This is a genomic window from Burkholderia sp. S171, assembly GCF_009766085.1.
Taxonomy (GTDB): Bacteria; Pseudomonadota; Gammaproteobacteria; order Burkholderiales; family Burkholderiaceae; genus Caballeronia.
The window spans coordinates 19,075-33,929 of the sequence record NZ_LMUF01000017.1 but is presented as its reverse complement, the minus strand read 5'-3'; the positions used below and the strand labels follow the sequence as shown (position 1 = coordinate 33,929).

The 14,855-nt window shown below is 56.6% G+C and carries 6 protein-coding genes and 3 pseudogenes; 3 read left to right on the top strand and 6 right to left on the bottom strand.

The window, feature by feature from the left end:
- Positions 1–132: 132 nt before the first annotated feature.
- Positions 133–1,473, bottom strand: coding sequence for an MFS transporter (locus GSQ93_RS10430; RefSeq protein WP_158935578.1), 1,341 nt, complete (start codon positions 1,471–1,473; stop codon positions 133–135).
- Positions 1,474–2,088: 615 nt separating this feature from the next.
- On the opposite strand from GSQ93_RS10430, the gene GSQ93_RS10425 reads away from it, so the two are divergent.
- Positions 2,089–2,904 (top strand): TetR/AcrR family transcriptional regulator, encoded by an 816-nt coding sequence (locus GSQ93_RS10425; protein WP_216857602.1) that lies wholly within the window; start codon positions 2,089–2,091, stop codon positions 2,902–2,904.
- Positions 2,905–3,304: 400 nt separating this feature from the next.
- Here the strand turns inward: GSQ93_RS10425 and GSQ93_RS10420 are convergent, their stop codons facing one another.
- From GSQ93_RS10420 to GSQ93_RS10400, 5 genes and pseudogenes are all read right to left on the bottom strand, one after another.
- A complete protein-coding gene (locus tag GSQ93_RS10420) occupies positions 3,305–4,015 on the bottom strand; it encodes a TetR/AcrR family transcriptional regulator (RefSeq protein ID WP_158935577.1) in 711 nt (236 codons plus the stop codon).
- A gap of 192 nt (positions 4,016–4,207) precedes the next feature.
- Positions 4,208–5,869 (bottom strand): carboxylesterase/lipase family protein, encoded by a 1,662-nt coding sequence (locus tag GSQ93_RS10415; protein WP_216857601.1) that lies wholly within the window; start codon positions 5,867–5,869, stop codon positions 4,208–4,210.
- Positions 5,870–6,468: 599 nt separating this feature from the next.
- A pseudogene (locus GSQ93_RS10410) lies at positions 6,469–7,687 on the bottom strand (IS701 family transposase).
- Between the two features lie 178 nt (positions 7,688–7,865).
- Positions 7,866–8,241 (bottom strand): annotated as a pseudogene (locus tag GSQ93_RS10405) (transposase); the annotation flags it as partial.
- A 131-nt stretch (positions 8,242–8,372) separates the two neighbouring features.
- The gene (locus GSQ93_RS10400; RefSeq protein ID WP_158935576.1) at positions 8,373–9,629 is read right to left on the bottom strand and encodes an MFS transporter; all 1,257 of its coding nucleotides are present in this window, start codon (positions 9,627–9,629) and stop codon (positions 8,373–8,375) included.
- A 441-nt stretch (positions 9,630–10,070) separates the two neighbouring features.
- Here GSQ93_RS10400 and GSQ93_RS10395 point away from each other — a divergent pair, with 441 nt between their 5' ends.
- Positions 10,071–11,093: an IS110 family transposase gene (locus GSQ93_RS10395; RefSeq protein ID WP_158935575.1), complete on the top strand. Its 1,023-nt coding sequence runs from the start codon at positions 10,071–10,073 to the stop codon at positions 11,091–11,093.
- Between the two features lie 555 nt (positions 11,094–11,648).
- Positions 11,649–14,580: pseudogene (locus tag GSQ93_RS10390) on the top strand (Tn3 family transposase).
- Positions 14,581–14,855 lie beyond the last annotated feature (275 nt).

Sequence of the window (14,855 nt, the reverse complement as noted above, 5' to 3'; positions counted from 1 at the left end):
GCATTGCTTAAGAAGAAGCGGTGTTCGACGCGTGTTCCATCCTGTTCTCATGCGGCGAGGGACGAACGTCAGCTTTTGTCTCGCTAAGCATCGAGGCAGGCTCGCATCGACAAGCAATGGACAGGTGAACGGTTAAACGCTCACCCTATGCGCAACGACACGGGTAGATATATGTCGATCCATGGTCGTTAGCCCTATCAGGCCGGTAACGAGAAAGCACGCGATAACCGAAAAGAACACACCGCCCCCGGCTCCGCTCAGTTCAAGCACCACTCCGCCGCTCAGCACGCTGCATATGCCCCCTCCCCGACTGAGGCCCACGCATATACCGATGCCGGTCGAACGATACGTAGCGGGATACGCCATCGCCGCCAGAGCGTAGATGGTCGATGTCGACATGCCTCCGCCAAAACCCGCCAACAGCATGGCAACTTCGACAATGCCTTTGCCCGGAGTGCCATTTGAAAGAATGCTGGGCAGCGCGACGGTCGCCACGATGGTCAACGCAATCGAGCCGATAAGTATCCTGAGTGATCCTAAGCGTGGCAAACAGACGGCGCCCGCAAGCACGCCGGTAGCCGCGGCAAAGGTATAGATCGACGTGCATTTGATCGCTGCGAGAAGACCCAAGCCAGCACCCACCAGGACCGCAGGGGTCCAGCTCATGAAGGCATAGGAAGCAAACGAAATCGAGAAAATCCCAATCCATAATCCCACGTTGACGCGCAAATTTCCCGCCGATAGCAAGCGCGAGCCGGCTCCTGTCAACTCGGGACGGCCCCATGCATCAGTGGCAATGTCGCCGCTCGTCGCGACGGTTCGACCCATCACTCGTGTGAACCAGGCATCTGCCGCGCTTTGCCTGCCTTTCCTGACCAGGAACGAGAGTGATTCAGGCAGATAAACAATGCTAACCAGCGCGCTAAGCAGCGTCAGGCCGCCACTGACAATAAAAATGCTGTGCCATCCGAATGTGGGGATTAACCACGACGAAAGTAGGCCTCCGAGCGTGCCGCCCGCCACGGTACCGATCGACAAGAGCACGACCAACTGACCACGCCGTTTCCGCGGGCACCACTCGGAGGCGAGCGCCATTGCCGTCGGAACGGCAACACCGAATCCAAGCCCTGACAGGAAACGCATGACAGCGAGTTCGGAAACGCCCGTAGCGAGCGCGGTTCCAAGCGTGGTAATACCGAACGCGGCCACAAACAGAGTCAGGATGCGCCGGCAGCCGAAGCGATCACCCGCCAGGCCGCCGAACGCCGCGCCGATTGACATTCCGAAGAGCGCGGCGGCGAGAGCGGGTGCGAGCTGCGACTTGGTAATTTTCCAATCGGTAAGCAGCACAGGACTCGCGAAGGCAAGAAGCTGAAAGTCCATTCCGTCGATAATCAGCATAACAAGGCACAACGCAAATATGATCGTCTGCCGGCGGCCTATGCGCCTTCCATCAATCAATTGGTCGAACATTCCGTCTCCGTACTTGAATTGTCTGCCGGTTTCTGAAATTTCAGTTCCGAGCTTATGTAAAGGGCACATCAGAATCAGACGAGTCGCCGGTTTCGTGACTTTTCAACATGAACTAGTCGACGCACGTTGTAAAGGCGCATGAACAGCGGCGACCTATAGCCATTCAAGTGTCGGCAATTCCCTCACTGCGGTGCAGATGCCAAATCTAGCAACGGTATGCCGTCGTCACATAAGGGTTTTGCATGACTATCGATCTGCACCCCTCCGAACCCTGTTAACGATTACTTGCGCGGCGAGCAACCTTGCACGCAGATCAAGACTCTCCATCGTTTCCAACTTCGCGCAATATTCGTTGGCGGCCAACTCAACGTTAGCATTTGACGTTTCGTTTAGGCGGAGCAGCAGTCTATTGATCCGACACTGGCCGGCTACAACTTAACCTTTACGATGACAAATTTGTCACTTGATCCATCTATTGCGTATAAAGTCGCTAGGGGAGCCGGACAAGTGAATTTCATATTCCATGAGGTTTCTTCGAAGATTGATTCTGTCATTTGAAATGTCGCGAAGGAATTAAATTTTGTTGAAGCCAAATTTGTTTTTCAGGAGGGTGAAGTGGTAGACCACCGTTCGAAGGTCGCTGAAAAAAAACGAATGTTGATGCGTGCAAAGCTGCTCGACGCCGCGATGCGCGTTTTTTGGGAAAGGAACCGACCCAATCCCGTCATAGACGACGTAATTCGCGAAGCTAAGGTTTCCCGGGGAACATTCTATAAATACTTCGATTCGCTGGAACAGCTTCTCGTGGCGCTCGGTCAGGAGTTAAGCAACCAGACGACCGCCGACAGCCTGCCCATATACGACGTATTACTGGAACCCTGGCAGCGCGCCGCTGTAGGATTTCGTCTATTCCTGGTCCGTGCGCTGCTCGACAGGAGTTGGGCCGGCTTCGTAACCCGCGCCGACGTCTGGCCTCATACCATGCTCGTCGCCCAGTACATGGGTGCAGACCTCGAGAGAGGTAAAGCCGCGGGACAGTTCTCATTAGAAAATATCGACGTTGCGAAGGACTTCTTGATGGGCGCGTCCGCTCACGCGATACAAGCCATTAGCACGGGGGTAGACGACCCAAAGGCCTACATGGACGCGAGCGTCAGGATGGCGATGATGAGTTTGGGTTGCGACTTCCAGACTTGCGACCGCGGCGTAGCGTTCTCACTTGCATACCTAAAGGCGTGGGCGACCGGGGAGCTGACGGCGACTAGGCCACTGTGGGCTCTTGATTTGACTTCCGAAGAAGCCCGACTGTTTCTTTCGCCCGATCCATCGCAGGGGATGGATTTGCAAACAGTGCCTATCAGCCCACAGGCGGGACATGATGATGGCGTTCGTGCTGAAACCATGGCACATCGATCGCAGAGACGCGCGTGACTTCGTAACGGTTCGGCCTATGGAGCCTGTTGCGACCTGTTCGGCTCGATCTACCCCGGCGGGGCAGGAAAACGGCGATCCTTACCAGTACGCTCTACCCTTGCACGAACCGCGCACCCCTCGTTGCGTTCGCTATGCCAAGGATGTCGAAGGTCTATTGCCAACCCGCCGGTCACGCGATTTCTGTCGTCGTTGCCGATTTGCTAATTCGGATCAACGAATCCTAATTGGTCGATATCGTCTACCGAATAGTCCGAGCCCAGCAATATGCCATCGATATAGCAGTCCGGGGTGAGCCGCCGCTAAATTATGGCTTAACGAATAGCATGACTTCCCGCCTGCCACACACGAAAGCCGCGCGGGACCACCTCTTTACATGGACGTTTTGTTCCGCCCCTGCTCACAAGAAAGCGTCGAAGACATTGGCTGCGATGAATAGCGCGATCATCTGCTTAACGTGCGAGTCGATATCGCTACGTACATCGTCAAGATTCTCGCCCATTAACGATCTGAGAATTATTGGAGAGACGACCGCATCGAGCATTACGGCCGCAATTTCGCGCGAGCGGCGCTTTCTTGATCTGCACACCCGGATGTCGCCAGGAGACTGTGAATAGCCGTCGATCACTTGTGCCAAGACTTCTATCCCGCGCATTCGTCCGGCTTCGCTCATCAACGTCACAAGTGATGGAAACCGCGGAGCGTCCGCCATCACCATTCTCATCAATCCGATCACGTCGTCGTTGACTAAGCGAGTCACTAGCAACATGGTCACCGTCGAAACCCGGTCCGCAAGAGAACTTTGTTGCGGGGTCTCAAAAGCGAGGCGCAAGCTCTGTTCGCTTTTTCGCGCAACCACATCCAAAAAAAGCGCCTCTTTACCGCTGTACCGACTGTACAGCGTTGCCTTACCTGCGCCGGCCGCCTCGGCGATCCGTTCTAGCGATGCACCTGCATAACCATGCTGTATAAATACCCTAGTAGCAGCATCAAGGATTCGCTCTTCAACATGGCCCACCATCGCATGGGAGGGTCGCCCTTTTCTCGAAAAAACCTCTCGCACGCGGCAGGAAATGGGCTCTTCAGACGCATTTTCGGGTGTGGGTTTCACAACGACTCGCCTTCGCAGCGTCTTCGGTAGCATGTGATCTCGTTTCAAATTGTAGAAACAAACCGTTCCGCTATATTTTCCAAGTAGGGTCACGCGCCGAAAGGAATGCGCCTTCCAAGTTGCCGAGGTGTCTCGTTCATGCGGACGGCTTTTTCGACGGCACCGCCTAGTCTCGCTCCGCGAGCGCAATTTTCACTCGCCTGTGGAGGCGGAGATCAAGAAATTCTCAAGGAACTTGAATCTCGCGATCTGCTGGCTTGTCGGCGGTCTTCCCGTTATTCGGCCGTCGGCCTCAATCTGGAGCATCGAATTGTCGGACCGAAACGATGGCCAAACCGGTAAGCCCGGCCCATTCGGATTTCCTGTCCTCGCGAAATTGGTCCAATAGGACGACATCTGATCCGATAAAGTCCGGTCGTGTTGGTCAGCAGGCGGACTCTTGGGCGCGAAGACCTGATGAACGAGATTTCCGAAGACAAACACAATGTCGGCGGTGTGGGACGCCACAGGGGAATAAGGAGACTCGTACGAAAACTGATAGCCGTAGACACCTGACTTACCCGTGCGCGAGTGAAGAACTAGCCATTGCCACGTTTCCGCTTTTTGTCGGATGTCCCCGTACAACTGTTCCGCAGACGTCTTGGCTTCTGCGTCAGTATTACAAGGATAAAGCGACGCGAACTCCTTCATCTTCGAAGCCCCGAACACTCTTTCGGCTGCGGTACGGAACTCGGCCGCATTGCTATGGGGAAGGGTCTGGGAAAGGAAAAGAAACTCTTCGCGCTTATTGTATCCAGCGATGAGGGAGACATCATTCTGCTTGCCTTGTGCGAAGACGGTAGTCACCTGATCAGGCAAAACATTTCCGTCGATAGCGGGCGCAAAAATAATCGGCGCGCCCGTTTCAAAGTTTCCCGTGGCCGCCGTGTTTAGGCGCTCCGCGCTTATGGAACGTAAGTCGTCCATCGATTTCGCGCCCAACGCGCCAGCGTATGCCGCGCCGCGCATGGACATCTCGCCGGCATCAGGAAGACTCTGCAATGAGGATCCGCTCTCGCCGATCGCTTTTTGGAACAACCCTTTGGTTAGCGGGGAGGACATCAGCAGACTTACCGCCTGCGATCCGGCCGACTCGCCGAACAGCGTGACATTATTCGGATCGCCACCGAAGTTCGCGATGTTTGCCTTTATCCATTTGAGGGCTGCAATTTGATCCTGCAGTCCGAAGTTAGCGGACAGTTTGTTTGCCTCACCCCGAAGCGTCGGATACGAGAAGAAACCGAACACGCCAAGGCGATAGTTCAAGCTCACCAGTATTACGCCCTTCTGCGCGAGGAGCGTTCCGTCTGTTGCATGCTCCCCGCTAGTCCCGAACTGGAAACCGCCCCCATGAAGCCACACCATCACCGGCCGACGCTCGGACGCTGATTTGGCGGCGGTCCATACATTGAGGTACAAACAATCTTCATCCTCCGGCACGCCCGCTATTGCACCTCCGATTGCCTTGTTGGGTACATTCACCCAGCAACGATGGCGCAGCGCGGAAGCGTCCCGGACGCCGTCCCACGGTTTAGGAGGCAGCGGAGGCTGCCACCGCAACGGGCCAACGGGCGCGTCGGCGTAAGGAATGCCTTCAAACGCGAGAACGCCCTGGGAGTCGCGCTCGCCCCCCCGTATCTCGCCGTTCGCAACCCGAACCGTATCCCCGAGTGTTGAATCGTTTTGCACCGCCTGGTCCATAAGCTCTCCTGTTGCACCAAGCGCAGTCGCGGCGCAAATGCAGGAAAAAACGAGTCCTGCCAAAGTCAGCACGATTCGTGATCTTTGTTTGGTTTTACGAACAATGCTTTGCATGTTACTTTTGTCGCAGCGCGTTTGTCTTCCAGCGTTGACGTGCCTATGCGATACCCGAGCGGTCATGGCAATTTGGCTCCGATTAATAGAGAGAGATCAAAGGAATGTTTTTACAAAGACTGAAAGCAGGGAACTCAAATCGATGATCAGCCACCTTCGGAACAGCATTGCGATGCTGCAACCCTCCCAGCCAATGCGTCGTCCCGCGGGTCCATAGAATCCCATCATTATGCATATTGCGAGCCACTTGGTTGTTTTTACAATGGTTGCTAACGCAAGTGTATGTGAAAATTTCGAACTCGACAATACCGCGCGTGCCAACGATCGACGATGCACGGGAATCTCATGAGTTGGCCGCTTTCCTAGCGGACTATCCTAGCGAACGGCTTACACACCTCCGTTCGGAGGTACGCTGACAAAGGACTGAACATCCACACGGCGGGTACACGTTCTTGTCGCACTAAGGATGGTGAGGCAAGCGAAGGCTATATGCGAAGGCATGTTTAATTCGATCGATTGCTTCAAACAATTCAGCGGCGCCATCGTCGGTGGAATCGACGTATATGCGAAAGGAGCGCTTGCCAAACGTAGACTTAGTACTACAGCCGTAGATAAAAAAAAGCGGGAGGTACGCAGCCGCGGCGCCGGTAGTGACACTGCTGGGCGCGGTACTGGTGCCTGCGCCGCCATGTCGACCAGGCCAGCACGTACTCGATGGAGTGAGCGCCGCGCCATAGGAGGCGGCACAGTAGCCGGCGGATCTCCTGCACACTGAGCGGTACCGAATCTTCAGGTGTTTTTTTTGGCGCGCACCCGCAGGGTAACGAGCACGGCATGGGCCAGCAGCGCCAGCGTGATGTGGCGGTACCAGCCCTGCCATCGGCGTACCTCGTATTGATCGAGTCCGCATTCGCCTTTGGTCGCCTCGAAGCCGGTTTCGATTTCCCATCTGCGGCCCGCGACGTTGACCAGGGTTTGCCGTGTGGCTTTGCTGCGCGGGGCGTATACGACGTAATACGCATGCTCGCGTTGCTCGTCCAGGCTGCGCCGCACCAGCAGGTAATGCCCGAAGCGGCGCTCTTCTGTGGTGATCTGCAGACGCCACAGTGGGGTGAGCGCCCAGTCATACAGGCGCTCGCCTTTGGCGCCGGCACCTGCTGACAGGCGTCGCCATGCCCGTGCCGGCAAGGCTTCGGCGATCCGGTCGGCCCGTACGTAGTCGGGACCCTGCCACCACAGGGGTTCGTTCTTCGCGACGGCCAGTACGAAAGACTGGCCGTGCGACTCGAGCCACAGCCGCAGGTGACGGTCGCCGCCGTAGACTTCATCACCCGTGACCCAGCCGCACGGCACACCTGCGTCCAGCGCCCGCTCAAGCATGCTGCGCGCGAGCCGCGGCTTCGTTGCAAACTCCACCGCCTCGGGAATGCCCGCTGCCTCGCAGCGCACACGGTCATCGGTCCACGCCTTGGGCACATACAGTTCGCGGTCGATAAACGCGCTGCCGCCGCGACCGGCATAGCAGAGGAACACGCCGATCTGGCTGTTCTCGATACGGCCTGCCGTGCCACTGTACTGGCGTTGCACACCGGCCGAGTGCTGCCCCTTCTTGACGAAGCCGGTCTCGTCCACAATCAGCACCGCGTCACGCTCGCCCAGTTGTTCAACGACGTACTCCCGGAGCACATCGCGCGCGCCATCCGCATCCCATTGCGCCCGCTCGAGCAGGTGCTGCACGCCATCAGGCGTTGCTTCGCCGATCCATTCGGCGAGTTGCCAGCCGTTCTTGCGCTCGACTGTGCCCAGCAGGCCCTTCAGGTAAGCGAGAGACCGATGTCGGGGCTAGGGGCGCCTGAACAGTTCTCCGAGCCGCTGGTGTAGCGCCTCCAGTTCACGCTCCCACGCTCTCGCCGTCGAATGCATTGCTTACTCACGTAGTAGTACTAAATATTGTTAGTATAGTAAAAAATCTACGGCTGTAGTATTAGAGGCGGTTTCAAAAAGGCTGAATAGATCGCTTAAGGGTGCTCCAGCAGATGACGCAAGCGGCGAACTTCAGGAAGGCTTCATGGATCTTGGCAAGTCGCTCGTAGCGCACGAAGACGAGGGAAATTATGGAACCAAGCGTGAGTACGCTCGACTACCCATCTATATTTTCCGAGGCTACTGCCATGCTCGGTGCGGCGCTTCGCAAGAACGGGTTTGATACCCCGATCGCGCAATTTCTGTCGGTGTGCTTCGGAGTCGTATCCGCGATCAGCTCAGACGACTTGAGGCTTTTGCAAAGGGCGACCGCGGATACCACGCATGGGTGGAATCGCGTCAATGAGCGGCAACAATTGTGTGACGTCATGGCGATGTGCGCCGGTCAAGTCCAACCCGCCAGACTCGGCCGACATGCGTCTCAATTGGCTGATGTCCGACTCTAGTTCCGAGCTTTCGTCGCCGCCAGACAGATTGTAAACAAGACCACTTCTGCCGGCAACACATAGCGCGTCACTTTTTAGTCAGCCAGTGTGATAGCAGAAGGCGCTACCTTTAAGCGAGCCGGCGCTGTCTCTTTGAGACACAGCGCGACGACAAAGCCTGCGGCGAGCGCAATCAGACCGAGATACATGATGTGTTGAATACCGAAGTGCTTGGCGACATATCCAGCGATCGCGGGCGCAACCCCACCTCCGAACACCTCCCCAACCCCAACGACGAGACCCGAGGCCGTTGACATCAATTTAGGTGGCACCGATTCAGCACTCAGCGGCCCAACCGTCAGCGTGATCAAGCTGAAAATGAACAGGAGCGTCAACATCAGATGGGTGAACAAAAGGGTTGGGTTCGGGCCAGTGTGCATCAAGGCGGAGAGGAAAATCGCGGCTCCCGCGACCGATACGACCATAACCGGCTTACGTCCAACCCGGTCAGAAAGCGCCGGCATCAACAAGGTGCCGAGCGACCCACCAAAACCGATTGCCGACAGCACATACCCCATCTGCTGCATATCCAGCCGCAGATAATCGATAAGGTAACTGGGAAAGAGCGCGGTCAGGACGATCAGGCAGGTCAGCCAGCACAACATCCCGAGCATATTCAGAGGAACATTGCGATAGCGAAGGACGTCTGTCCACTTGTGCTTAGTTGCGTCGTGGACTGCGGTATGCTTGGCCGCCGCCGAGGGCTTAGTGTTGCGCAGAACTTTCCACAGCAAGAACGCAACAATCAGTCCCGGGATAGTGACAACAGCAAAGATTAGATGCCATGGTAAGTACTTGAGCAGTTGCGTCACGAGAATTGGCGCGAGGCCCAATCCGAATAGCGGAGATGCGACCTGCTGAATGCCGACGTTGCGCCCATGACGCGTAGGCTTCGATGCATCCAGCGTGGCGATGATGCTTGCAGGCGCCGATGCGCCTTCTGCGAGACCCATCAACGCACGGATCATGACGAGCGACAGCATACCGGTTGCAAGGCCACTCAATCCCGCCAGCAAGGAAAAGGCAATGATCGCCGGAATGATCACTTTTCGATGCCCGATGCGATCGGACAGGTTGCCCGTAAACATGGCAGAAATGCCCCACGCAATGGCTAGCGCGCCGGTGATATGCCCGAGGTCCTGATAGTCGAGATTCAGGTCTTTCATCATGACTGGGAACAGCGGCATGATCATGAACCTGTCGATACCGACCAGCCCAAATCCCAGCGAAAGCAGGAGTACCGCTTTCCATTCGTACGCAAAATCCCAGTGCGATTTTAGATTGTCATTCATGTTTATTCGCAGAGTATCAAGTCAGGATGGCATAACAAATAAGCCTTGCTATCGATCTGCTAATTACCTTAGCATTCCTACGTTATATATATCGAAAAAATGAATTTCGTCCGCGACGTCTGATGGAATATATTGCCGCGCCCTTAGCTGTGCAAGATAATTCTACGGTTGTAGGGTTTTTGACTAGCTCGATTTTGTCACTATGACATTCGTATATTCTGATAACAACGACTGCTGTTTTTGCGAAGTATCAAAGAGGCGAAGCAGCAAGTTCAAATCCCAATGCGTCGAGGCGCGTCCAGTGCGAGTTAGCGCTTTATTCGGTTCCTCGCAACAGTGGTGCGCGAGCGCCTGAGAGCGGTGACAACAACTAATGAGATGGTCCCTCCCGCCTCGCGAGTGAGTTAGCCTAGCGGTGCTAAATCCCGATCGGAGACCATCATGGAAGACGTGACACTCGTTGGCATTGATTTAGGAAAACACACGTTCCGCTTGCATGGGCAGGATAAGAAAGGAAAAGGCCTGTTTCGCAAGAAGCTAAACCGCAAGCAGACGATCGAATTCTTCGCGACGTTCCATGCCTGCACCGTGGTGATGGAGGCCTGCGCCGGCGCACATCACATGGCTCGCAAGCTGGCGTCGTTTGGACATCAGGTCAGGCTTATCTCGCCGCAGTTTGTCCGGCCCTTCGTCAAGTCAAACAAGAATGATTTCGTCGATGCAGAAGCCATCTGCGAAGCAGCTTCCCGGCCGGCCATGCGATTCGTGACTCCAAAAACAGAGGCGCGGCAAGTCCTTTCAGCGTTGCACCGGGTTCGCGAATCTTTGGTGCGAGATCGGACGAAGACCGTAAACCAACTCCACGGATTTCTGCTGGAGTTTGGCGTCAGCTTGCCCGTCGGGAAAGCCATCATGACGCGTCTTCCGGCTATCCTCACTGAACATTGTCTTCCACCGACTCTTGTAGTGATCCTTGAGCGATTGCATGCCCACTATAAATATCTTAACGAACAGGTCACGGAAAACGACAAAGAAATATCGGGTCACCTTGCCGCCGATGAACTCGGTCAGCGTTTGCTCGCTATTCCTGGCGTGGGCCCCATCACAGCAAGCGTGCTAACGGCAGAGATGGGTGATGGGACCCAGTATCTGAACAGTCGCGATTTCGCAGCTTCGGTCGGATTAGTGCCGCGGCAGTACAGCACAAGCGGGCGGGCCAATCTCCTCGGTATCAGCAGACGAGGAGATAAGAACATTAGGCGATTGCTCGTGTCGTGCGCGCGCTCGTACATGATGCGACTCGACAAGCAGACCGGCGCCTTAGCGGATTGGGTTCGAACCCTGCTGACGCGTCGGCACTCGAACGTCGTCGCCTGCGCACTCGCCAACAAATTGGCACGAACGGCCTGGGCAATGGCGACGCATCATACTGTATTCCGCAGTGATCCGACCGCTGCTGTTTGAGAAGACGGCTAACACCGCAACACCCAACTGCTTTTGCGACGACTGAAATTTGATGACGTGAATGGCATAACGGCCTGACAGACAACCTGGTCAACTAATCGGCTTGTTGAAGCCGCTCAACTTTTTAGGACTATCAGGCGCGAATCTCATCGTGGCGCGGGGAGCGATCCTCACAACGACGCCGAATAGATTTGTGCAAGCCACCAACGACATTGAAAACCAGGGGTGCAAAAATGGGAGGGACCATAGATTAGTTGAAATCTATTAACAACTTTAGTGTGCGACACGAAGCATGAGGCTCGGTGTTGCCGAGCGCAGTGCATCATTGTTCGGTCATGCAGGAAGGTCTGCATGGTAGTGAACCCGCTGTACGACCAGCGGTAGCCTAGGAAGGGGTATTCGTCCTTTTCGTGCTAAATCTGGCGGTTTTCTTTGAAGCACCATAATTTATGGGCTGCCAAGGGGTTCCGACTTTTGTCCGAAGGCTCAAAAAAGCATCTGCGATAACATATCTGCCCGCGATTACAGATCGCGCCACCTTGACGGGAGGCGGGGATGCCAGGCCTGGAATTTCGTTATGTGGGACAGGATCGCCTGCCTGCTCGACTATCGGAATTCGACGTGGAGCGTTACTTCACGTTGACTGACAGCGACATTGCAGCAATCAACGAGCGCTTTCGGCGCGATCGCCTTGCCGGCGTTGCCATCCAACTGGTCTTTCTGCGGGCCAGTGGCCGCACCCTCGATCATGTCGGCACACTCCCGCGCCAGTTACTGCGCCACATTGGCGAGCGGCTCGGCCTGCCCACCCCGACTATCGCGTCCCTTCGCACACTTTATCGGCGCTATAAGACGCTGTACGAGCATCAGGTCTGGATCTGCGAATATCTCGGCCTGACGTCGATCGGACCGAGCCACTGGGCAGGACTGGAAGCGTGGATGCGACAGGATGCCATCGAATCCCTTACCCTTGATGAGCTGCTCCAGCACGCCCATTGCTGGCTGTATGAGCGTCGCATCCTGATACCCGCCGAACGGAAACTGCGGGACCTCGGCAGTTCGATCTGGTCGGATGTTGAGCGTTGTCTGCTCGCCCGCATCAAGGCAACAGTCACGAAAACACAGTTGGTTCATGCCGATTCTGTCCTCTCCGCCCAGCATGGGACTTCTGGGATGAGAGTGCCCGAATGGCTGAAGGCGCCACCAGCGCAACACAGTCCCTCGACGCTCACCGAAACCCATATGAAGGTCCGGCCTCAAGGAACTCGGTGCGCATACGGGGATACTCGACGCCGTTCCAATCGAAAAGCAGCGTGCGTACGCGCAGCGCATCCAGGCGCGCCGGCCTGCGAAGGTCCGCGAACTCAAGGAGTCGACTCGCACCATCGAGATGATCTTTTTCCTGCGCGTCACGCTGCTCGAGTTGACGGACGCGCTACTCTATCAAACAGGGCGTAGGGTCTCAGACCTCGTGCGGCAGGCTTACGACCGAACGACCGTCAGGCAGGCACGCTCGGCTGTCGAATACCGGCAGCAACTGGTCGCGATCAAGGCGCTGGTTCAGGATAGCAAGCGTACGGCGCAAGAACGTCTCGATGATATTGGCAAGGTTCTCGAGGATCTCGTAGACAAACCATCGGCAAGTCACGCAGCCAGCGTACGCGAAACGCTCACCAACGATCATCACCGTATCCGCAATCTGCTCGGGCCGTTACGCGAGCTAGGCTTCGTAGGCAGAGAAGCGGAACCAAGCCTGCGACAATTCGAACTTATCGGCGCACTGCATGACAGCGGCGCGAGCGAATTGCCGCCCGACAGTGACGTGCCGGTCAGCGCCGCCTGGAGCGATCTCATCAAGGGTGGCGATCGGGTGCGCGCGTTGCGGGCACTGGAAGCATCGGCAATCACGGGGCTGCGTAAGGGGCTTCGCCGCGGCTCGGTCTGGGTCAACCACAGCCTGTCGTTCCGGGAACGCGATCAGTTACTGATACCACCCGCGCAATGGGAAAGCGATCGCGGCCGTTATCTGTCGTCGCTCGGATTGCCGGGAACCGCAGAGCCGTTTCTTGAACGGTTGACGGAACACCTGAAGGTAGGCCTGGCTGCGCTGGAGGAAGCGCGCGAGGCAGGCCGCGTGACGATCGGCACCGACGGCGTGATGCACCTGTCCGCCATCGAGGCATTGCCGACCGACGGCATACCGAAACGCACGCGGGATCTGATATTCAAGCAGATCGGAACCGTGCAGTTCGCCGACATGCTCACGGAAATGGATGCTCACACTGGCTTCAGTGAAGTGCTCCGGTCACGCAAGGCGCGCGATGCGAATGAACTGGTCTCGCTGTACGCTGCGTTGATCGCTCACGCCACGGAAATCGACGTGAAGAACGTCGCCGCCATGATCCTGAAACTGGACCCAGCGCACATTTCGACGGCAATGCGCCTCCTTGAGATGCCCGGTCGGCTGCCACGTGCAAACGACCGCGTGGTGGAATTCCAGCGCACGCATCCAATTACGGAACTCTGGGGCACCGGGCGGCAGGCATCGAGCGACTCAATGAGTCTGGATACGTCACGACACCTCTTTTACGCGCGGGTCGACCCGCGACGTCGTACTCATGCTGTTGGCATGTACACGCACGTGCTGGATCAGCATGGCATTGTCTATAACCAGCCGATCGTGCTGAATGAACGTCAGGCTGGAGTGGCGATCGAGGGCGTGATTCGTCATAACGTGAACCGTGACGACGGTGGGGTGCTGCGACTTTCGGTAGACACCCACGGGTACACAAATGTTGGAATGGCGGTGTCGAAGCTGCTCGGCTTCGATCTCTGCCCGCGGCTGCGCAACCTCTCAGAAAGGAAACTGTATTTGCCGCGACGAGTGGCTGGTCCCGACGGGTTGGCATCGGTCCTTGCCTACGAGATATCCTTCAAGGCGATTCGTGGTGGCTGGGACGAGTTGCTGCGCCTCGTCGCGTCGATTCACTCGGGACGCGTGAGCGCAATTGTCGCATTACAGCGGTTCGGCAGCGCGGCACAGGGTGACCCTGTGTACCGCGCTGCGGACCACCTTGGCAGGCTACTGCGCACGCTATTCTTGTGCGATTACTTCAGCAACGTGGAGTTTCGGCGCGAAATTCACACGTTGCTTAACCGCGGCGAATCGGTTCATCAACTGCAGCGTGCGATCTACACCGGCAAGGTCGCTCCTGAGCGCGGACGGCGCCGTGACGAAATGATTGCAATATCCGGCTCGCTTACCTTGCTGACAAACCTGGTGATTGCGTGGAATACGCAGCGCATGCAGACCACGCTTGATGACTGGCAACGCAAAGGACAGGGGATTGACGACGACTGGTTGCGGCGACTGGGGCCGGTGCACTTCGCGCATGTCAATTTCCGCGGAACGTTGAGCTTTCCGATCGAGCGCTATCGCGACATGTTGCTGGATGCGGCGCCTTGGCGACGCATGGTCGGATCGTAAAGCGGGTCTGCAAAGGCTCGAAGACGAACTTCGATACAGAAGTCATCGTCTGTCGGAACGAGATCACGCAGTTGAGCCTAGACAACGCGCGTGTCGTCGCCAAAGCCTGGCGCCGAGACGAAGCGTAGACGCGAATAAGAGCAGGTGCATGGTGCGGATTTGCTGGCCACCCTCGGTCGCGCGCTCACCGCGCGGCAGAATGAATGCGCCAGATTTTGCACCAGCGGGACTGCATCTAGCAAAGTCAATGACTTCTCAATCCATTGATTTTATGC